This is a genomic window from Leifsonia shinshuensis, from assembly GCF_022606355.1.
Classification (GTDB): Bacteria; Actinomycetota; Actinomycetes; order Actinomycetales; family Microbacteriaceae; genus Leifsonia; species Leifsonia shinshuensis_B.
In genome coordinates this window covers 1-20,146 of sequence record NZ_JAHHZQ010000006.1, presented here as the reverse complement: position 1 = coordinate 20,146, position 20,146 = coordinate 1, and the positions used below count along the sequence as shown (strand labels likewise).

Sequence of the window (20,146 nt, the reverse complement as noted above, 5' to 3'; positions counted from 1 at the left end):
GAAGGGCACGTAGACGCCCCCAAAACGCGCTTTTGGGGGCGTTTGCGTGCCCCTCGGCGGCTGCTCCTTCCGCTGCGCGGGAGGCCGCGGGTAGGGTGCGGGTGTGGGCGGGACCGCTCGGGAAGGAAGCACGCGATGGCGGACCTCTCGGGGCGCAGAGCGCTCATCACCGGCGGAGCCAGCGGGATCGGTCTCGCCTGCGCAGAGGCGTTCGCCGCCGCGGGTGCGCGCGTCACGATCGCCGACCTGAACGGCGAGGCGGCGCGCGCGGTCGCCGACCGGCTGGGCGGCGAGGCGTGGGAGGTCGACCTCTCGCAGACCGCGACGCTCGGCGACCTGCGGCTCGACACCGACATCCTCGTCAACAACGCCGGCCTCCAGCACGTGCGCCCGATCCCCGAGTTCGAGCCGGAGAGCTTCGCGCTCCTCCTGCGGATCATGCTGGAGGCGCCGTTCCTCCTCATCCGCGCGGCCCTGCCCGGGATGTACGATCGCGGCTTCGGGCGCATCATCAACGTGTCGAGCGTGCACGGTCTGCGTGCGTCCGAGTTCAAGTCGGCGTACGTCGCCGCCAAGCACGGGCTCGAGGGCCTGTCGAAGGTGACGGCGCTGGAGGGCGCCGTGCACGGCGTCACCTCCAACTGCATCGAGCCGAGCTATGTGCGCACACCGCTGGTCGAGAAGCAGATCGCCGACCAGGCGCGGCTGCACGGCATTCCCGAAGACGAGGTGGTCGAGAAGATCATGCTCACCGAGCCGGCGATCAAGAGCCTGGTCGAACCGGAGGAGGTCGCCGGACTCGCCCTCTGGCTGGCCGGGGAGGGCGCGCGCATGGTCACCGGTGCGAGCTACACGATCGACGGCGGCTGGAGCGCACGGTGACCGCCCCCACTCCGTTCCGTGTCGCGGTCGACGGCGGCGAGCTCGCCGGCGGCCAGTGGCATGCCGAAGCGGCAGGGATGCCGCTGGTCGGCATCCACGGCATCACCGCCAACCACCTCTCCTGGGCCGTCGTCGCCGAGGCGCTGCCCGGCGTGCGGCTCGTCGCCCCCGACCTGCGCGGCCGCGGCCGCAGCGGTGACCTGCCGGGGCCGTACGGGATGGCCGGTCACGCCGACGACGTCGCGCGCATGATGGACGCTCTCGGGATCGAGCGCGCCGTGGTCGCAGGCCACTCGATGGGCGGGTTCGTCGCCGTCTGGCTCGCCGCACGGCACCCCGACAGGGTGGAGCGTCTCGTGCTCATCGATGGCGGCCTCCCGATTTCGCGCACCGCCGACCTCGGCCCGGCGCGCGACCGGCTGCGGATGACCTTCGCGAGCGCGCAGGACTACCTCGCGTTCTGGCGCCGGCATCCCGCCCTCGGGCCCTGGTGGAACGACGACGTCGAGCGGTACGCGCTCTACGACCTGGTCGGCTCCGCACCCGAGCTGCGGTCGAGCGTGTCCGAGGAGGCGATGTCGGTCAATGCGCTCGAGATGGACGGCGGCGGCGGCTACGCGGAAGCGCTCGCCGGGCTGACCCTCCCGATCGCGTTCGTGCGGGTGCCCCGCGGGCTTCTCGACACCGACCCGCTGTACCTGCCGGACGAGGTCGCCGAGTGGCGGGCGCGCCTGCCGTGGTTCGAGGCGTACGAGGCCGACGACGTGAACCACTACACGATCGTGATGACGCAGGCCGGGGTCCGCCAGCTCTCGCCGCACCTCCCCGGCGCGTACCCGCCGCACCCTCCCCGCTCCACCACCACCCGAAGGAGACCGCAGTGACCGGAACCCTGCTGCCGGGCATCGTCGCCCGCCGCATCCCGACCTCCCGCTACACCGCGAACGTGCTGAAGCGCGCCGCCGACCCCGACGACGCGGGAACGACCATCGTGTTCGTGCACGGCAACGTGTCGTCGTCGCTGTTCTGGCAGCCGCTGATGCTGTCGCTCCCGGAAGGCATCAGGGCGCTCGCCGTCGACCTCCGCGGTTTCGGCGACAGCGAGACCCTGCCGGTCGACGCGACGCGCGGGGTCGCCGACTTCTCCGACGACGTGGCCGCCGTTCTCGACGAGCTCGGGACCGGTGCGGTGCACCTGGTCGGCTGGAGCATGGGCGGCGGCGTGGTCATGCAGCTGCTGCTCGACCGCCCCGACCTGGTGCGCAGCCTCACCCTGGTGTCCACGGTCTCGCCGTACGGTTTCGGCGGCACGGCGTCCGACGGCGGCCTGCTCAACGCCGACGCGTCCGGCACCGGTGGCGGCGGCGCGAACCCGGACTTCGTGGCGCGTCTCGCGGCCGGCGACACCGGTGAGGACTCCCCGACCTCCCCCCGCGCCGTCTACCGTTCGGCGTACGTCGCACCCGGTTTCACGACCGAGTACGAAGACATCTGGGTGGAGTCGATGCTGTCCACCGCGACGGGCGAGGACAACTACCCCGGCGACGCGACCGCGACGGCCGAATGGCCGGGCTTCGCGCCGGGGACGCGCGGTGTGCTCAACACGATGGCGCCGACCTATTTCGACACCACCGGGATCGTGGACGCGGCCGCCAAGCCACCCATCCTGTGGATCCACGGGGCGGTCGACGCCATCGTCAACGACGCGTCCTTCTTCGACCTCAACCAGCTCGGCGCGGCCGGCATCATCCCCGGCTGGCCCGGCGAGGAGGTCGCGCCCCCGCAGCCGATGCTCGCGCAGATCCGCTCGGTGCTCGAGCGCTACGCCGCGGCCGGCGGCGCCACCAGGGAGGTCGTCTTCGAGGACTGCGGCCACTCCCCGCACATCGAGCGCCCCGAGGAGTTCCTGGCCGAGCTCACGGCGTGGGTGGGGTGAGGCTCGCCGAGGGGCACGCGCAAGTCGATCACCCCGCCAGGAGCACCCCGCGGCCGAGCCCCAGCATCCCTTCGAGGGCGTGGGCGAGCAGCGATCCGCGCTCGGCGGCGCCTCCCCAGCGCACCAGGGCCTGGGCGTTGAGGCCGTCGATCATGCCGAGCAGCTGCCAGGCCGCCGCACGCGGGTCGTCCGTGCGGAAGTCGCCCGACGCGACCCCGCTCTCGATGACGCCTTCGATGACGTCGCTCCAGGCGTCCATCTGGTCACGCACGGCCGAGCCCAGCTCAGGGTTGCGGCGGCCCAGCGCGTAGGCCTCCACCCAGATCACCGTCACGTCGTCGCGCGACCCGTCGAGGAGGGTGCCCACCAGACCCGCGAGCCGGGAGACGGGGTCCGGCTCCGCGGCGAGGAGCGCTCGCAACTCGTCGAGCTCCGCAGCCACCACGCTGACGAACGTCTCGGCCACCAGCCCGTCCATCGACTCGTGGTAGTGCGCGACGAGGGCCGGCGTCACCCCGGCGCGCGCCGCGACCGCGCGCAGCGTCACCGCCGCGAGCCCCTCGTCGAGGGCGACAGCGCGCGCGGCCGCAGCCAGTTCGGCGCGGCGTTCGGCGGGCGGTTTGCGGGCTGCTCTTGACATCGTGGGTCCAGTATAGGTATTTATTGATCATCCGATCAATAGAGCCCGGAGGTTCACGATGACCTGGCGAATGCCTGCCGAGACCGCACAGCACGAGCGCACCTGGATGGCCTTCCCGCGCGCCGGGATCACCCTCGGCGACGACGCGGCCTCGGCCGAGGAGGCCTACGCCGCCTGGACCGCCGTCGCGCACGCGGTCGCGGAGTTCGAGCCCGTGACGATGGTGGTCGACCCGTCGGAACGCGAGCGCGCCGCACGCATGCTGGGCTCGCACGTCGAGCAGGTGGAGGCACCGCTCGACGAGTTCTGGATGCGCGACTTCGGTCCCACGTTCGTGGTCGACGACGAGCGCCCGGGCGTGCTCGGCGCGGTCGACTGGACGTTCAACGGCTGGGGCGACCCCGCCTGGTCGGAATGGCGCAAGTCGGCGGAGATCGCCCGCTTCGTCGCCGAGCGCACCGGCGCGGAGCTGATCAGCTCCGTGCTCGTGAACGAGGGCGGCGGCATCCACGTCGACGGCGACGGCACCGTGCTGCTCACCGAGACGGTCCAGCTCGACCCGCGCCGCAACCCGTACGCCGACCGGGCGCGGGTGGAGGCCGAGCTCGCCCGCACCATCGGAGCCACCCACGCGGTCTGGCTCCCCCGCGGGCTGACACGCGACTACGACGACTTCGGCACCAACGGGCACGTCGACATCGTGGCCACGATCCCCTCGCCCGGGCGGCTGCTGCTGCACACGCAGCGCAACCCCGAGCACCCCGACTACGAGGTCTCGCGCGAGCTGCGGGCGTTCCTCTCCGGCACGACCGATGCCGCGGGCCGCCCGTGGGACATCGTCGACCTTCCCGCTCCCGCGACCGTCCGTGACGAGGAGGGCTTCGTCGACTGGAGCTACGTGAACCACCTCGTCGTCAACGACGGCGTGATCGCGTGCGGCTTCGGCGAGGAGCGCGCCGACGCCGAGGCGACCGAGATCCTGGAGGCCGCCTACCCCGGCCGCCGGGTGAGCATGGTGGACTCGCGGCCGATCTTCGCCCGTGGCGGCGGCATCCACTGCATCACGCAGCAGCAGCCGGCGGTCGCCTGATGTGCGCGCCCGCCGAACGCGTCACCGGTTCCGGGGTTCGCGGCGCCACCCGGCCCGCAACGCCGTACGGACGGTCGGCTCGCCGGTGTGTCGCAGCGGGCGCCCGGAGCTCGCACAGGGCGACGGAGGTCGACGCATGACACGATTCGACGTCGTCGAGGCCGGCATCGCCGACCTGCGGAGGGCACTGGAGGCCGGTGAGACCACCAGCGTCGAGCTGGTCGACGCCTACCTCGCCCGCATCGACGCCTATGACATCGCCGGGCCCACCCTCAATGCCGTGATCGTCCGCAACCCGGACGCGCGCGCCGAGGCCGCGGCCTCCGACGAGCGCCGTGCACGCGGCGAGACTCGGGGCCCGCTCGACGGCATCCCCTACACCGCCAAAGACAGTTACCTGGCACGCGGCCTCACCGCCGCCGCCGGTTCCCCCGCTTTCGAGCATCTCGTCGCGCAGCGCGACGCCTTCACGATCGAGCGGCTCCGCGCGGGCGGCGCGATCCTGCTCGGGCTCACGAACATGCCGCCAATGGCGAACGGCGGAATGCAGCGCGGTGTCTACGGCCGTGCCGAGAGCCCGTACAACGGCGACTACCTGACGGCTGCGTTCGGCTCGGGGTCGTCCAACGGCTCCGGCACCGCGACCGCGGCGAGCTTCGCCGCGTTCGGGCTCGGCGAGGAGACCTGGTCGTCGGGGCGGGCCCCGGCCTCCAACAACGCCCTCTGCGCCTACACACCGTCGCGCGGCGTGATCTCGGTGCGCGGCAACTGGCCGCTCGTGCCGACGATGGACGTCGTCGTTCCGCACACCCGCACCATGGCCGACCTCCTGGAGGTCCTCGATGTCATCGTGGCCGACGACACCGAGACGCGCGGCGACTTCTGGCGCGCCCAGCCGTGGGTCCCGATCCCGCCCGCGTCGCGGCTGCGCCCGGCGTCGTACCCCGCGCTGGGCACCGCGGCCGTGGCCGGCACTGCCCTGGCCGGCAAGCGCATCGCCATCCCGCGCATGTACATCAACCGCGACGACGAGGCGGGCACGGCCGAGCACGGCGGCATCGGCGGCCCGACCGGTCGCCGCATCGAGACGCGGGCGAGCATCATCGCCCTGTGGGAGGCCGCGCGCCGCGACCTCGAGGCGGCCGGTGCCGAGGTCGTGGAGACCGACTTCCCCGTGGTCTCGAACTACGAGGGCGACCGGCCGGGCGCCCCGACGATCGCCACCCGCGGGCTCGTCTCGCCGGAGTACCTGCGGCGGGAGATCATCGACCTCTCGGCGTGGGCCTGGGACGACTTCCTCGCCGCGAACGGCGATCCCGCACTCGACACGCTGGCCGACGTCGACGGCGCCCGCATCTTCCCGGCACCGGAGGGCGCGCTTCCCGACCGCTACGACGGGTTCGACGACGACATCGCCGAATACCCGGGCTGGGTGCGCGCGCACCCCGGCACGACGCCGACCTCCATCCCCGGTCTCGCCGACGGCCTGCGCGGACTCGAGGAGACCCGGCGCGTCGACCTGGAGGAGTGGATGGATGCACTCGGCCTCGATGCCGTCGTCTTCCCCGCCTCCGCCGACGTGGGACCTGCCGACATGGATGTGAACCCGGCCTCCGCCGACCTGGGCTGGCGCAACGGCGTGTGGGTGGCCAACGGCAACCTGGTGCCCCGGCACCTGGGCATCCCGACCGTCACCGTGCCGATGGGCACCATGGCCGACATCGGGATGCCGGTCGGGCTCACCTTCGCGGGCAGGGCGTACGACGACACGGCGCTCCTCGCTCTGGCGGCGGCGTTCGAGGCGACGGGACGGCGCCGCACCGAACCGCCGCGCACCCCGCGGCTCACGTAGCGCCCTCCGCGAGCGCACATTCGTCACGAATCCCGAGTCTCGTGGCACGAAGGTCGGGATTCGTGACGAATCTTCGTGCCTGCGGGGACGTGATACCCCTGACGGTGGATGCGAGTACCTCGCAGGGGCGACGACGCCCGTGCGGCGGCCTTGAGACGGTGGGAGCATGCGTCTCCCCCGTCGTGCCTCCGTCGCCTCCGCGCGTCGCGGCCTCCTCCCCGTCGCTCTCACGCTGTCCGCCCTCTTCGCCCTCACCGGCTGCACCGCGGCGACGTCCGCCGTCGGCGTCGCTCCGGTCCCGACCGATGTCTCGCAGTTGACCGATGACGACGGGTACATCGCCGACGGCACGTCGCTCACGCTCGACAGTCGGCTGCCCGCGATCCAGCGGCTCGACCCGAACCTGCTGGAGGCGTTGCGCGAAGCCGACCGGGCCGCCGTCGACGAGCGGGGGACGACGATCACGATCGTGGACGGCTGGCGCTCGCTGCGCTACCAGGAGTTCCTCTTCGAACAGGCCGTGCAGAAGTACGGAAGCGAGCACGAGGCCGAGCGCTGGGTCAAGCGCGGCGCGGACTCCGCCCATGTCTCCGGCCACGCCGTGGACATCGGCACCGCGGACGCGATGGACTTCCTGAGCCGCTTCGGCTCCGAGTGGGGGATCTGCCAGATCTACGCGAACGAGGCCTGGCACTTCGAGCTGGCGACGACGCCCGGCGGCGAGTGCCCGGCGATGCGGGCCGACGGCCGCGGCTAGCGCGCCTCGGGGGTGGGCCCGGCCGCGCCCAGCCAGGGCGCGAGCGCGAGCTCGGCGGCCGCACGCACGCGGGCCCGGATCCGCTCCTCGTCCACCTCGCCGGCGACCTCGGCGAAGGCCGCACGCAGCGCAGCGGTGACCGCGCCCATGAACGCACCGACCAGCGCCGCCGCCTCGACCGCGTCGTACCGGTCGGGATAGCTCTCCCGCAGTGCGGCGGCGATGGCCGTCTCCGCGTCCGCCTGGAAGCGGAGGGCACGGCTCTGCACCGCGGGATGCTCCGCGATCAGACGCAGCCGGAGGCGCGCGCGCTCGGAGGTGAGGTCGCCACCGGTGACGCCCACGCTGTCGAGCGCACGCATGAGTGCGGGGAGCGGATCGTCGTCGGGTGCATGCTCGCGCAGCGCCGCGACGGCGGCGTCCACCCGCCCGCCCGCGTCCGGGAACAGCAGGTCCTCCTTCGTCGGGAAGTACGCGAAGAAGGTCCGGGCGCCGACATCCGCTTCCTCGGCGATCTCCGCCACCGTCACGCCGTCGAACCCGCGCTCGGCGAACAGCCGATTGGCGGAGGCGACCAGGGCCTCCCTGGTGCGGTCGCGTTTGCGCTCTCGCAGGGTCGTCATGACAGCAGGATAGCAACCGATGCATTTTCGCACTTGCTGCTTTTCAGCAGTCACTGCTATTTTGCAATGTATGCGAAAATATTCTGTCATCGTCGTCGGCGCCGGGATCGCCGGCAGCACGGCCGCGCTCTTCCTCGCCAGGGCCGGGCACCGCGTGACCCTGCTCGAGCGCGCCTCCGTCCTGCGCACGAGCGGCAGCCCCGTCGATCTCCGCGGCGACGCCCTCGACGCGGTGCGTTCGCTGGGGCTCGAGCCCGAGCTCCGGGAGGCCGACACCGGCGTGCGCCGGATGCGACTGGTCGACGCGGGAGGCCGGGGCATCGCCGACGTGCGGCTCCGGCGGCCCGACAGCCCCGACATCGAGCTCTCCCGGACGGCGCTCGGACGCATCCTCGCCGACCGCGCCGCGGAGCTGGCCGAACTGCGGCTCGGGTCGGGCCCGACCTCCATCACCGCCGACCGCACGGGCGTGGAGGTCGGGCTCGCCGACGGCCGGATGCTCGCCGCAGACCTGCTGATCGGCGCGGACGGGCAGCACTCGACCGTGCGGCGTCTGCTCTGGCGGCCAGAGGAGGCCACGGAGCGGCCGGTCGGGCTGACCATCGCCACCGTCCGGGCCGGAGCGGTCGACGACCCCGCGACGCTGCTGATGCACAACCGCCCTGGCGTGTCTCTGTCGGTGCATCCCGCGGGCGGCTCCGCCGTGGCGGCGTTCATCCTGCGCACCGGGCGGCAGCCCGCCCCGGCGACCGCCGAACTCCGCGCGGAGCTGCTGACCCGGCGTTACGCCGACATGGGCTGGCGCGCGCCGGAGCTGCTCGCCCGCGTCCGCGACTCCGACGACGTCTATTACGACACCGTGTCGCGTGTCCGCACGACGCGCTGGTCACGCGCGACGGTCACCCTCCTCGGCGACGCCGCCTCGAGCATCACGATCCTCGGCGAAGGGTCGAGCATGGCGGTCGCCGGCGCCCGCACCCTGAGCGCTGCGCTGGAGGCCGGCACCGACCTCCCCACGGCTCTTGCCACCTACGAGCGCGCGCACCGGCCGGTGGTGGAGCGCCATCAGCGCGGCGCACGGCTCGGCGCCGCGCTGCTGGTGCCGGCGACCCGGCCCGGGCTCGCGGTGCGGAACGGCGCGGCGCGGCTCGCGCCGAGCTGAGAGCCGGGCCAAGCCACCCCCTCCACCGGCGACCCCGGTCACCTCACCCCGCGACGCCGACCGCCTGCCGCTCCGTCTCCGGACGCCCCAGGCTGGCGAGCATCGCGGCGGCGAGGTCCGCCCGCGACACGGTGAAGCTGCGCGGCACGCTGCCACCCACCCGCGTCTGATAGCGGCCCGTCGCCGTGCCGTTGGTGAGCATGGGCGGCCGGAAGGCCGTCCAGACGGCGTCGGACGCGGCGAGCGCCGCCTCCATCTCGCGCAGGTCGTCGTAGACCGGGCGCAGCACCCTGCTCACGATCGGGAGGGCGACCCTGCGGCTGATGAGGCTGTCGTCGGCGGCGGGCGGCCCGACCGGCGCCGCGCTGATGACGACGAACCGGCGCGGCGCCGCGGCCAGGATCCTGCGGGTGGCGGGCGCCGCGACCGGAGCGTCCTTGCGCGAGCGCGGGCCGATGGCCGAGAGCACGGCGTCGGCGTCGGCGATCGCCGCGCTCAGTGCGGCCGTGTCGGAGAAGTCGGGGACGACCCGCACCTCGACCCGCGGGTCGAGGTCGCCGGGCCTCCGGATCACCGCGGTGACCTCGTCGCCGCGTTCGAGCGCCTGACGGACGAGCTGTGCGCCGGTGCGGCCGCTGGCGCCGAAGATGGTGAGCTTCATATCGCCATGGTAAGTGATAATCACAGTGCTGTGCAATCACGGATTGGTACGATATCGGGATGCCCGCCCCGGATGACCAGCACGACGTGCCCGCCCTCGAGACGCGCGCCAGCTTCCTTCTCTCCCAGCTCGGGCTCCAGAGCGCGCAGCGCTTCACCGCCGCGCTCGCCCCACTCGGAATCACACCCAACCGGTTCGGGGTGCTCGCCCACCTCGCGAGGCAGGAAGGCCGGACGCAGCAGGAGCTGGCCACCGCACTCGGCCTGCACCGCAACTCCATGGTCGGCCTGATCGACGACCTCGAGGCGAGGGGCCTCGTCGAGCGCCGCCGCCACCCGGACGACCGCCGCGCGTACGCCATCCACCTCACCCCCTCGGCACGGGAGGTCCTCGCCGCCGGCGACCGGCTCGCCGACGAGCAGGAGGAGGCCATGCTCGGCGAGCTCAGCGCCGAAGAACGCGCGGCGCTGATCGCGACCCTGACCCGGCTGGTCGCGTCCGCCGGATATCGGGCCGGGGTTCATCCGGGGCTCGGGTCCGCGCACTGAGCGACCGGGCACGCCGCGCGAAGGCACCCGCCGCACGCCCGCACTAAGCTGGAAGCCGTGTCCAAAGTCTTGAGCAGTCTTCCGGTCGGTGAGCGAGTCGGCATCGCGTTCTCGGGGGGTCTCGACACCTCCTGCGCGGTCGCCTGGATGCGCGAGAAGGGCGCAGTGCCCTGCACGTACACCGCCGACATCGGCCAGTACGACGAGCCCAACATCGACGAGGTCCCCGGCCGCGCCACCGAGTACGGCGCCGAGATCGCGCGTCTGGTCGACGCCAAGCGCGCGCTGGTCGAGGAGGGCCTCATCGCCCTGCAGTGCGGCGCCTTCCACATCCGCTCCGGCGGCAAGACCTACTTCAACACCACCCCGCTCGGCCGCGCGGTGACCGGCGTCCTGCTGGTGCGCGCCATGATGGACGACGACGTCGAGATCTGGGGCGACGGCTCCACCTACAAGGGCAACGACATCGAGCGGTTCTACCGTTACGGCCTCGTCGCCAACCCGCGACTGCGCATCTACAAGCCGTGGCTCGACGCGGCGTTCGTCGAAGAGCTGGGCGGCCGCAAAGAGATGAGCGAGTGGCTCGTCGCGCGCGGCTTCCCCTACCGCGACGCCACCGAGAAGGCCTACTCCACCGACGCGAACATCTGGGGCGCCACCCACGAGGCCAAACGCCTCGAGGAGCTCGACGCCGGCCTCGACATCGTCGACCCGATCATGGGCATCGCCGCCTGGCGCGAAGACGTGGAGGTCGTCCCCGAGACCGTGTCCGTGCGGTTCGAGGCGGGGCGCCCGGTCGCCCTCAACGGCGTGGAGTTCGCCGACCCCGTCGCACTCGTGCTCGAGGCGAACGCGATCGGCGGCCGGCACGGCCTCGGCGCGTCCGACCAGATCGAGAACCGCATCATCGAGGCCAAGAGCCGCGGCATCTACGAGGCCCCGGGCATGGCGCTCCTGCACATCGCCTACGAGCGGCTCCTGAACGCGATCCACAACGAGGACACCGTCGCCAACTACCACAACGAGGGCCGCCGCCTCGGCCGTCTCATGTACGAGGGCCGCTGGCTCGACCCGCAGTCGCTCATGCTGCGCGAATCGCTGCAGCGCTGGGTCGGTTCCGCGATCACCGGCGAGGTCACGCTGCGCCTGCGCCGTGGCGACGACTACACGATCCTCGACACGACGGGGCCGGCGCTCAGCTACCACCCCGACAAGCTCTCGATGGAGCGCGTCGGCAACGCAGCCTTCGGCCCCTCCGACCGGATCGGCCAGCTGACGATGCGCAACCTCGACATCGCGGACTCGCGCTCGCGCCTCGAGCAGTACGCGGCCGCCGGGTTGATCGGCGGCCCGACCGGCGAGCTTGTCGGCGAGCTGCAGGAGGGCAGCGCCCGCTCCATCCTCGAGCTCGACGTCAGCGACACCGACGACGCGCTCTCCCGCGAGATCGACGCGTCCTCCGAGGGCGCCGCCTTCGACGCCGGGACCGACTAGGAACGACAGTGGCGCGCGCGCCGAGGGCGGACGGCGAACCGGAGGTGCAGGAGCCGACGGCGCCGAACCCCGAGGCGCTGGAGGCCGAGGAGCTGAAGCTCGAGGAGCTGAAGCCCGAGGCGCACGGCCCGGGCGACTGGCCTCTGGGACGCCTGCTCGGCGCCGCCTCCCGCGCCGTGGAGCGCGCTTGGTACGAGGCCCTCGAGGCGCGCGGGCTCACCCACGCCGGCCTCATCGTGCTGCACTTCGTCGAGCTCGGGATCCGCTCCCAGAGCGACCTCGCCCGGGTCGCCCAGGTGGAGGCGCAGACCATGTCGCGCACCGTCGACCGGCTGGAACGCGAAGGGCTCGTCACCCGCGAGCCCGATCCGGCCGACCGCCGACGCCACATCGTGACGATGACACCGCAGGGCCGGTCGGCATTCGAGGCGGTACGCGGGCTGGAGGACGAGGTGTTCCCGCGAGTCGACGACCCCGAAGCGCTGCGCGCCGCGTTGATCCAGATCGTCAGCGCGTCCCCGCCGCGTCAGTCGCGCTGAGGCGGACGCTCCGCCGGATCGTCCGCCACGCGGTCGCCCGCGGCTGAGGGCCGTACCGGCGCTGAACTCTCGGGCGTCGCCTCATCCGTCGGGCTCGGCACGGCTGTGCTCGCGCCCGGTTCGGTCGCGCCCGGTTCGGTCGCGCCGGCCTCCGCCGCGCCGGCCGCCACCGTGCTCGGGCCCGCCTCCGTGGCCGCCCCGGCGCCGCCGTCACCGGGCTCGGACCCCGATGGCTTCGTCTCCTTGCGCAGAATGCGGATCGACTCGCCTAGACCTTTCGCCAGGGCGGGGAGCTTGGTGGCACCGAACAGCAGCAGCACCAGTGCGACGAGGATGACGAGGTGCCATCCGCTGAAGAGGTTCCCGAACATTCGACCACTCCTCCCCGACCGGATCAGGCGATCCGGTCGTCACCCTCGTAGCGGTTGCGTCCGAGAGGAAGCCGCGGCCTCAGCAGCCCGAGGTCGTAGGCGATGCGGACGGCCTCGTCGCGGGAGTTCGCCCCGAGCTTGCGGTAGATGCTCCGCGTCTGGGTCTTCACCGTGTTGATGGAGACCACCAGCGACCGTGCGATGTACTCCAGGCTCGCCGTCGACTGCAGGCGGTCGAGCACGATGCGTTCGCGCTGGGTCAGTTGCGCCGCCATCGCGGCCTCCGAGAAGAGCGGCTTGACCTTGGCCAGCGCGGTCTCGGACGACGCGTCGCCGTCGCCATCGACCGACATCGCGAGTGGGGGTGCGGGGTGGCCCGCGATCGTCAGCACGAACGGGGTGAGGAGGTTGTTGGCCTCGGCGACCTGACGGGCGTTGAGGCGGATCGTCGTCGCCCGGGCGCTCTTCAGCCGCTGCAGCGCCTCGGCCTGCACGAGGAGCATCTCGACCCGCGTCCGCGGCCCGGCGCCCTCCCCGAGCACCGCCTCTGCCAGCAGCTGGGCGCTCCGGTACTCGCGGAACATGAGCAAGAGGCGGGCCGACACGGGACGCAGGGCGTTCGTGCCGTCCGGAAACGACTTGATGAGCTTCTGCGCGGCCACGAGGTTGCCCTGCGACATCAGGAGGTCTGCCTCCAACGCCACGAAGCGCGCCCGTTCGCTGTTGCTCGGAGAGTGGGCGGACTTGCTGAGCAGCTCGGCGTCGATGACCTGCTGCGCCTGCTCCAGTTCGCCCGACGCCAGCGCGCCGAGCGCTGCGGCGTAGGCGGAGTAGCTGTGCAGCTCGCCGAGGTCGGCCTCGAAGTTCGCCCACGGGGAGAGCGGCTCCACCGCGCCGTCCGGGTGCGCCTCCGTGCCGATCAGGCGCGACGCGACAGCCACGGGGATGAAGGCGCTCGGTCGCAGGGTGTGGTCGCCGACGACGAAGGCCTCGATGCGGGTCGCCACGGCCTGTGCCCTGTCGATCTCGCCGTGCAGGGCGTACGCGAGGGACGCGGCTCCGGTCGAGTAGGTGTAGAGGTTCGGATCGTCCGCGGCTCCGATGGCCGCGCGCTCGAACGCGGTGGCGGCCTCCTGGTCGCGACCCAGGCGCAGCTGGGTGAGCCCGATCTCGAGCCAGGCCAGCGGCGGTTCGGCCACGGAGATGTCGGGGGCGGACAGCGCGGCGAGGAAGTCGTCGGCCTGTGAGAGCCTGCCCACCTTGCGCAGCGCGATCATGCTGGTCAGGTCGGTCCAGTACTGCCGCACCGGCTCCAGCCGCCGACCACGCAGTGCCTGCGGTTCCGCGGCGGCGTGGTAGTAGTCGAGGGCGCCCAGCGGGTCGCCGCCGGCGTTCTCGCGGAGCAGGCCCGTCACCGTCAGCAGGATGACCGACGAGCGCAGTGCACCGAGCTCGAGGGCGCTGAGCTCCTGCAGGTAGTCGTCCGCCTCCTCGGTGAAGGCCGACGTCCAGTTGCGAGCCAGGATGGTCTCCGCCGCCACGATCTCGTTGCTCCGCAGCGCCTGGCGCAGCGCCGTGATCGGATCGCCGTTCGCTTCGAGCACGTCGAGGAGTTCACCCGCCAGCCGATCGCCTTCGCCGGGCGACTCGGCCTCGAGCTGCGAACGGAGGACGGCGCGCACCGGGTCGAGGAACTCGTAGACCAGACGCCCTTGCCCTCGCGCGTACGTCCAGATGCCGAGTCCTGCCGACTCCGCCAGGGAGAGCGCACCGTCGTCGGCGCCGTCGGGCCCGATCCGAGCGACGATGTGCGGCGCGAGGTACGGCGCGACGGCAGCGCGCTGGAGGCTGGTCCGCGCTGTGGCGCCGAGCGGAGCCTGTGCGAGCAGTTCGGAGACCACCGTCTCGGAGATCTCTTCCAGGGCCCGTGCCACGACGGGCTCGGGCAGGACGGCCCGCGGGTCGTCGAAGACGCGGATCATCGCCCGCGCCGCCAGCGGCCAGCCGTGGCTGCGTTTCCACACGTGGTCGAGCAGGCGCGCCTCGACCTCGGTGCCCAGGAGCTGAACGACCTCGTCGAGCTCCCGACGCTCGAACGCCAGATCGTCGTTCTGCACGACGACCAGGTCGAGCACCGCCGCGAGAGCAGGGGCCTCGAAGGAGGTCAGGGCCCGGGTGAGGACCATGACGTGGAGGTTGGGCGTGCGGCGGAGCAGCTGGACGAGCTCGCCCGAGAGCAGGCCGTCCCACCTGCGTGTGTAGCCGTCGAGGACCAGGACGACCGTCCCGATGTGCCGGCCGATGCCGTCGTGCGTCGCTGCGAGCGGGTCGGCGTCCCAGAGTGCCGATTCGTCTCGCGGGTCGAACGCCGTGCGCATGGCGCCCCAGAACCCGTCCATGCCTCCGCTGACGAGGTCGAGGTCGACCCAGGTCGCCGACGGGCGATTCGCGTCGTGCGCCCGGTCGAGCCATTTGCGGACGAGCGATGTCTTGCCGTAGCCCGCGGGGGCCCGGACGATGGTCGCCTGTTCGCGGAGCGCGCGGTCGAGGCGATCGAAGAGCGCCGGCCGCTCGATCGTGTAGCGCGACAGGCGCGGAAGCCGCGACGACTCTGCGGCGGTTTCCTGCACTCGTGTCTCGTGCGGGTGCGTGGTGGTCATGCTGGACTCCTTCGGCTGGGTGTCACTGCGTACGATCCGGCTACCGCGCGGAACGTAACGCGCACATGTCGCGACGCGACCCTTCTCTTACTCATCCCTTGTCGCCCCCCTCGTGATCCGCCCCGGTCTTCAACTCCCGGCCCCCATTCGGTCGGGCGCCGCCAAGAGCGCATGTGCGATGATCGCAGGCCGATTACAAGCGATACCGCTCAGCGGAAGACCATCACGGTGGTCTGCGCCCCCACATCTGGGGGTCTTCATCCGACGAATCACCCAAGGTGTGTGGGTAACATTGCAAAGATCATACGCCGTGTTCCTTAGCATCACCTGTACGTTCACCCGCTGGCCCACTGGGTGGATCCTCCACACCGGGACGAATCGCCGGGTGAAAGTCGACGCCGAACGCCCGGGGGAACCCGTTGCCGCACGCTTCCCGTGCAACCGTGGACGCGTCCGGCGCACCGGCAGCGAGGAGGCTCGATGACAGAGCACACCGTTCCCGGCGACCCCTCCAGAGCCGGCCTGGCCCGACGGATCCAGCTGCTGCAGGACTTCGCCGAGGTGGTCAGAGGCTCCCCGTTCTCCTACGCGGAACTGGTGGGCTCGCTCCGTCCCCAGAACCTGTCATTGCGCCCGTCCGAGTGGTCGCGGCTGGTCGGCGGCGGCTGCGGCGTCCTCCCCCCGGACGATGTGATCGCCGGACTCGCGCGCGTCTTCGGTGTTCCCACGTCGTTCCTGCTCGAGGGAGGCGCGCTCCCGCCGGCACTGGCGTCGATGGCCGGGGCGATCCTCACACTGCGTGCCCGCCGTGTGCGGGAGGTCGCGGATCGGCATCTGCTCGACCTCGCGCCCAACGTGCTCGCCGACGTGGTCGCGGCACTCGAGCCGCTGGCGCGCCTGCACCCCTAGAGCGGGATGTACGTCTCCCGATGGACGACGGGCGAGGAGTCCCTGCGCCTCTTGTTCCGCAGCCACGCGGCGATCGAGACGAGGGAGTAGAGGACCAGGAGCGCGCCGACCCCGATCAGCCACGGTTGCAGTGATGCGCTGTTCTTCACGACCGCCAGCCAACCGATGGCCGGAATCGCGTACCAGACCCGACCCCGCACTTGCTCGGCGCGCACCGGCGCCGCGTCGGCGACGGCGTTGGCATCGCCCCGGGTGATGTATCGCTTGGTCCCGTCGGAGCTCGCCTCCACGCGGACGATGCGGTGGGTGACGACATCGGGTTTGCCGGAATGGAGCTGATAGGTCACCACGTCGCCGACGTGGAGGCTGTTCCGGGCCGCGGGACGCACGACGAGGAGCGTGCCGGGCGGCAGGCCGGGTTCCATCGACCGTGTGAGCACCGTGTAGGTGTCGGATCCCGTCGCGATGGGGACGCCGACCGCCGCCACGAGCAGTCCGCAGACCAGGATCAGCAATCCGGCGGCGACGGCCTTTCCGGCCGCGCGTGCGATCCGCGGCACCGCGATCCGGCGGTGCGACCGGGAGGACCGGCGTCCGTGCTTCGTTTCGGCGATGTCCATGCCTCATCCCCTTCCTCGCGGGCCGCGACCTGTCGTCCGGCGCGCGGCCCCGTGCGCACGAGCGGCCAGGGCAGCCGCGCCGGCCGCTCCGAGAGCCGCGACGAGCCAGCTTGCGGCCAGGATGTCGGACCCGGTCGCCGCGAGCGGATCCCTGCCAGGACGGTCAGCGGAACCGGGAGGGGCCACGCCGCCCCCACCCGAGCCTCCGGTGTCACAGCCCGAACCGGCCGGGTCGGCGTCCAGCACCACCAGGAGCGAGAAGTCGATCGGCTCGGACTGGGCGACGGTCCCTGCCAGGTCGCCCAGCGCAAGAGCGGCGAAGACGTTCACGGTCGCGCCGGGCGCCACGGGCAGCGGCGCGAGCAGGGTGACGCACGAGCCGGGCGAGTCGAGGGACACCGCCGGACCGGAGCCCGTCGCCGTCGAGACGTCGAGCGAGAGCGACCGACGCAGATCGTCGTGAGGAACGTCGACCGACGTCAGCGCGACGCGGAGGTAGGCGACGCCGCCCGAGCCGTTCTGCACGGCGAAGCGATCGTGCGCGCTCGTGCGCGGCACCAGGATCGAGCCGTCGAAGAGCGCCTGCGGGGTCCGCACGATGCTGTTCGCCTGGGCCGTGAGGACGTAGACCGGCGAAGCGACGGACGGCGAGGTGGCCTGTGCACCCAGCCCAGAGGCACCGGTCACACCGGCGAGGGCGAGCGCGAGAGCGGCGGCGAGAGCGTTCATCCGGTACCGCCCGGCGTGTCGGTCGTTCCCGTCGAGACGAGATAGAAGGCCCACTGCTGCGCCGCCGACCCGTCGCAGACCGCCGCCGTCACCGGGCCCGCTGCAGCCGGAGCCGTCCAGCACAGACCACTCTCCGACACGAGCTGGACGATGCTGGTGCCCTGGACCTGCAGTTGCCAGGTCTGGACGCCCGCAGCTCCGGCATCGCGCGTGCTCAGCGTGCCATCGGGGTCGATCGTCACACGTCCGCCCGCCGCTCTGCCCGCCGTCAGCGTCGAGAAGTCGGGGGCCACCGTGTTCCAGACGAAGAACTGGTTCGGGCCCGGGGCGGAGGGGGAGCCCTGGCAGGCCGCCAGCGAGACCGGCCCGCCCATCGTGGCCCCGACGTCCAGGCACAGGGTCCTGTCGCGGTCGGGCCGGATCTGCTGGACGCGCCCGTCGTTCCAGAGGCTGACGGGAAAGATCAGCTGCGTCGTGAAGGTCGCCGTCGCCGTCGCCGTCGCGGAGAGACCGTGCACCGACAGGGTCACGGCGACGGCGGGATCGAACGTCTGAGTTCCACCGGTGACTCCGAAAGCCCGGGCCGAGCCGGTGGTCTGCACGCAGAGGTAGGTCTGGGCTCCTGGTGCGACGGGATCGCCCGCGACGGTGAGCCCATCCGTCCAGGCGCCTGTCACCGCGTCCGGAGGAGCCACGGCGTCGTCGGTGCAGTCGGCGGGTGCGGGAACCGGCCACGCCGTGGCGAGGATCCCCGCATCGAGTGCGGAGGGGACCGAGAGCTCCGCCCGCACCCCGGCCGGCACCGTCGTCGGACCGGACGTCGTGTTGCTGATCGTCACCAGTGCCGCGCGCGTGCGCGCCCCATTGGCGAAGGTCACGGCCTGCGGTGCGACGTCGGCGGAGGCGGCGACCTGCCCGGCCGTGACGTGCCCGGAGACGGTCACCTGCGCGCTCCACAGCGCCACTGCGGCGGGGCCGGCGAGGATGCCGGCCAGCAGGCCACCGACCGCCGAAGCGATGAGGGCGGCCCGGAAGCGTCGGCGCGGGCGAGGTTCCCGGGTCATGGCCGGTCCTGATTCGCGTCGAGGAGGAGGGTGAAGTCGGCCACGGTCGTCCCCGCGACGTCCGCTGGGACGTCGGGCCCGAGCGTGACGCTCAGGCAGTAGGACGAGAACGTGCTCCCGGCCAGCGGGCCGCCGACGTTCGCCGCGGTCGCGCCGAGCGGGACTCCCACCCCACCCGGTGCGGCGCAGCTGCCGGGGGCGAGCGTCCAGGACACGTCGGCACTCGCCGACGACGCCGCGTCCAGGGAGGCGGCGACCAGGAAAGCCGTCGTCCCGGTGTTCCCCACCGTGAGCGTCTGCGTTCGCGTCTCGCCCGGGAGCATCCCGTCGAACGCGGCCGGGTCGAACGCGGCCGAGGTCGCGGTCGGCGAGCCTGTATCGCCGACCGCGACCGTCGCCGTCAGGGTTCCGGAACGGACCTCCGTCTCGGATATGGGAGCTCCCCCGTTCCACAGGGCGTAGCTCCCCCCGACGCTGACGCCTGCGACGAGCGCGATCGACGCGGTCAGGAGGGCGGGAGACAACAGCGATCGTCGTGCCCGTCGTTCTCTCATCACCACCCCTCCCGTCGAATCCGCTCGATCGTGCCGTCGTCAGGGTGTCTGCTGCAACAGGAACTGAAGCCCGCCGAGCTGAACGGACTGGGCCTGCGCCACCGTTCCGGTGACCGAGTCGGCGGGGAAGGTGACGGTGACCGTCACCGGTGCCGTGATCGGCGCCGTGGTCGTCGGTGTCGCCGAGACGACGTCGAACGTGTTCGGCTGTCCTGCGACCGGGGTGAGTGTGCCGCCGGAGCTCGTGCCGACCGTCATCGTGATCTGCAGAGCGGCGAGCAGCTCCGGGTCTCCCGTGATGGATGACGGGTCGATGGAGAGCTGGGAGTGCAGGTTGTCGCCCTGCGCGACGATCGACACGTCGGCGGTGTACGTCGCGGTGTCGCCCGGCGACCACGCGGTGATCGTGTTGTCCCACGCGCCTCCCGTCGCGCTCACCGTCAGCACACCGGAGTCGACGGCGCCCGCGTTGAGCGTCGCCGCATCGTTCCAGAGCGCCAAGGTGCCGGCCGATCCGATCAGCAGCGCCAAGCCCGCGCCACCGGCGATCAACCCTTTCGTGAGTCTGTTCATCGATCTCTCCAACCGTTCTCTGATGAGTTCCTCTGTCGATCGGAGAGGTCGGATCTGCAGGACCCGGTCGAGCGTCGTTCCCCGAACGTGCGGTTCACGGTAGCTGCGCATCGGGTGAGCACCCGGGCGAGAACGAGGTGAAATGCATGCAAAACGTGCATTGCGTGGAATCGGGTGATCTTCGCTCGGAAGGTGGGTGAATTCCCGCTCCGGCCATTGCGATGGAGGCGGACTGGAGCACACAATTTCACACATCGCGACGAATTTCGGGAATCGCCGCGGTCGGCCCGCCGCCACCATCATCCCCTCCGGCGGCGAGTGGTGCGGGTGCCTCCCCTGACATCGAGCGGCACCCGCACCGGCCACGTTCGACGTGTGTTCCGTCGGGCCATCCCACGACCACGAAGGGGCCCCATGACCACAACGGGCCCCACGACCACAACCGGCATTTGAGGAGAACGATTCAGTGAGAATTTCCGTCG

The 20,146-nt window shown here is 71.9% G+C and carries 21 protein-coding genes; 11 read left to right on the top strand and 10 right to left on the bottom strand.

Annotation, left to right across the window (positions count from 1 at the left end; genetic code table 11):
• Positions 1-135 precede the first annotated feature (135 nt).
• Genes KNO15_RS21455 through KNO15_RS21445 form a run of 3 tightly spaced genes read left to right on the top strand, consistent with a single transcriptional unit; the run spans position 136 to position 2,818 of the window.
• Entirely contained in the window at positions 136-882 is a 747-nt protein-coding gene (locus tag KNO15_RS21455) for a 3-hydroxybutyrate dehydrogenase (RefSeq protein WP_241705988.1), read from the top strand.
• Complete coding sequence (locus tag KNO15_RS21450) at positions 879-1,766, top strand: alpha/beta fold hydrolase (RefSeq protein ID WP_241705987.1); 888 nt, start codon at positions 879-881, stop codon at positions 1,764-1,766. The genes KNO15_RS21455 and KNO15_RS21450 overlap by 4 nt, the downstream gene beginning before the upstream one ends.
• Positions 1,763-2,818: an alpha/beta fold hydrolase gene (locus KNO15_RS21445; RefSeq protein ID WP_241705986.1), complete on the top strand. Its 1,056-nt coding sequence runs from the start codon at positions 1,763-1,765 to the stop codon at positions 2,816-2,818. Before KNO15_RS21450 ends, KNO15_RS21445 begins: the two co-directional genes overlap by 4 nt.
• A 28-nt stretch (positions 2,819-2,846) precedes the next feature.
• On the opposite strand, the gene KNO15_RS21440 is transcribed toward KNO15_RS21445, so the two are convergent.
• Positions 2,847-3,458, bottom strand: coding sequence for a TetR/AcrR family transcriptional regulator (locus tag KNO15_RS21440; protein ID WP_241705985.1), 612 nt, complete (start codon positions 3,456-3,458; stop codon positions 2,847-2,849).
• A gap of 58 nt (positions 3,459-3,516) precedes the next feature.
• Between KNO15_RS21440 and KNO15_RS21435 the strand changes: the two genes are divergently transcribed.
• The 3 genes from KNO15_RS21435 to KNO15_RS21425 all read left to right on the top strand — a co-directional run bounded on the left by KNO15_RS21435 (position 3,517) and on the right by KNO15_RS21425 (position 7,157).
• A complete protein-coding gene (locus KNO15_RS21435) occupies positions 3,517-4,548 on the top strand; it encodes an agmatine deiminase family protein (protein ID WP_241705984.1) in 1,032 nt (343 codons plus the stop codon).
• 136 nt (positions 4,549-4,684) lie between these two features.
• Positions 4,685-6,400 carry an amidase gene (locus KNO15_RS21430; protein WP_241705983.1) on the top strand — a complete coding sequence of 572 codons (1,716 nt, stop codon included), beginning with the start codon at positions 4,685-4,687 and terminating at the stop codon, positions 6,398-6,400.
• 166 nt (positions 6,401-6,566) lie between these two features.
• Positions 6,567-7,157, top strand: a complete 591-nt coding sequence (locus KNO15_RS21425; RefSeq protein ID WP_241705982.1) for a M15 family metallopeptidase — start codon at positions 6,567-6,569, stop codon at positions 7,155-7,157.
• On the opposite strand, the gene KNO15_RS21420 is transcribed toward KNO15_RS21425, so the two are convergent.
• A complete protein-coding gene (locus KNO15_RS21420; protein ID WP_241705981.1) occupies positions 7,154-7,780 on the bottom strand; it encodes a TetR family transcriptional regulator in 627 nt (208 codons plus the stop codon). The genes KNO15_RS21425 and KNO15_RS21420 overlap by 4 nt on opposite strands.
• Before the next feature lie 70 nt (positions 7,781-7,850).
• On the opposite strand from KNO15_RS21420, the gene KNO15_RS21415 reads away from it, so the two are divergent.
• A complete protein-coding gene (locus KNO15_RS21415) occupies positions 7,851-8,942 on the top strand; it encodes an FAD-dependent oxidoreductase (RefSeq protein WP_241705980.1) in 1,092 nt (363 codons plus the stop codon).
• Positions 8,943-8,985: 43 nt separating this feature from the next.
• On the opposite strand, the gene KNO15_RS21410 is transcribed toward KNO15_RS21415, so the two are convergent.
• Complete coding sequence (locus KNO15_RS21410) at positions 8,986-9,603, bottom strand: NAD(P)-dependent oxidoreductase (RefSeq protein ID WP_241705979.1); 618 nt, start codon at positions 9,601-9,603, stop codon at positions 8,986-8,988.
• A 59-nt stretch (positions 9,604-9,662) separates the two neighbouring features.
• On the opposite strand from KNO15_RS21410, the gene KNO15_RS21405 reads away from it, so the two are divergent.
• Genes KNO15_RS21405 through KNO15_RS21395 form a run of 3 tightly spaced genes read left to right on the top strand, consistent with a single transcriptional unit; the run spans position 9,663 to position 12,184 of the window.
• Positions 9,663-10,151 carry a MarR family winged helix-turn-helix transcriptional regulator gene (locus tag KNO15_RS21405; RefSeq protein ID WP_241705978.1) on the top strand — a complete coding sequence of 163 codons (489 nt, stop codon included), beginning with the start codon at positions 9,663-9,665 and terminating at the stop codon, positions 10,149-10,151.
• 57 nt (positions 10,152-10,208) lie between these two features.
• Positions 10,209-11,645: an argininosuccinate synthase gene (gene argG, locus KNO15_RS21400; RefSeq protein WP_241705977.1), complete on the top strand. Its 1,437-nt coding sequence runs from the start codon at positions 10,209-10,211 to the stop codon at positions 11,643-11,645.
• 8 nt (positions 11,646-11,653) lie between these two features.
• Positions 11,654-12,184, top strand: coding sequence for a MarR family winged helix-turn-helix transcriptional regulator (locus KNO15_RS21395; RefSeq protein ID WP_241705976.1), 531 nt, complete (start codon positions 11,654-11,656; stop codon positions 12,182-12,184).
• Here KNO15_RS21395 and KNO15_RS21390 read toward each other — a convergent pair.
• Complete coding sequence (locus KNO15_RS21390; RefSeq protein ID WP_241705975.1) at positions 12,172-12,555, bottom strand: twin-arginine translocase TatA/TatE family subunit; 384 nt, start codon at positions 12,553-12,555, stop codon at positions 12,172-12,174. The genes KNO15_RS21395 and KNO15_RS21390 overlap by 13 nt on opposite strands.
• Before the next feature lie 23 nt (positions 12,556-12,578).
• Positions 12,579-15,215, bottom strand: coding sequence for a LuxR C-terminal-related transcriptional regulator (locus KNO15_RS21385; protein ID WP_241705974.1), 2,637 nt, complete (start codon positions 15,213-15,215; stop codon positions 12,579-12,581).
• A gap of 480 nt (positions 15,216-15,695) precedes the next feature.
• On the opposite strand from KNO15_RS21385, the gene KNO15_RS21380 reads away from it, so the two are divergent.
• Positions 15,696-16,124: a hypothetical protein gene (locus tag KNO15_RS21380; RefSeq protein WP_241705973.1), complete on the top strand. Its 429-nt coding sequence runs from the start codon at positions 15,696-15,698 to the stop codon at positions 16,122-16,124.
• Here the strand turns inward: KNO15_RS21380 and KNO15_RS21375 are convergent.
• From KNO15_RS21375 to KNO15_RS21355, 5 genes are read right to left on the bottom strand one after another with little or no spacing between them, the layout of a single operon-like run.
• Positions 16,121-16,744, bottom strand: coding sequence for a signal peptidase I (locus KNO15_RS21375; RefSeq protein WP_241705972.1), 624 nt, complete (start codon positions 16,742-16,744; stop codon positions 16,121-16,123). The genes KNO15_RS21380 and KNO15_RS21375 overlap by 4 nt on opposite strands.
• 3 nt (positions 16,745-16,747) lie before the next feature.
• The gene (locus KNO15_RS21370) at positions 16,748-17,473 is read right to left on the bottom strand and encodes a hypothetical protein (protein ID WP_241705971.1); all 726 of its coding nucleotides are present in this window, start codon (positions 17,471-17,473) and stop codon (positions 16,748-16,750) included.
• Positions 17,470-18,537 carry an RICIN domain-containing protein gene (locus tag KNO15_RS21365; RefSeq protein WP_241705970.1) on the bottom strand — a complete coding sequence of 356 codons (1,068 nt, stop codon included), beginning with the start codon at positions 18,535-18,537 and terminating at the stop codon, positions 17,470-17,472. The genes KNO15_RS21370 and KNO15_RS21365 overlap by 4 nt, the downstream gene beginning before the upstream one ends.
• A complete protein-coding gene (locus KNO15_RS21360; RefSeq protein ID WP_241705969.1) occupies positions 18,534-19,091 on the bottom strand; it encodes a hypothetical protein in 558 nt (185 codons plus the stop codon). Before KNO15_RS21360 ends, KNO15_RS21365 begins: the two co-directional genes overlap by 4 nt.
• A 39-nt stretch (positions 19,092-19,130) precedes the next feature.
• Positions 19,131-19,664, bottom strand: coding sequence for an alternate-type signal peptide domain-containing protein (locus tag KNO15_RS21355; protein WP_241705968.1), 534 nt, complete (start codon positions 19,662-19,664; stop codon positions 19,131-19,133).
• Between the last annotated feature and the right edge of the window lie 482 nt (positions 19,665-20,146).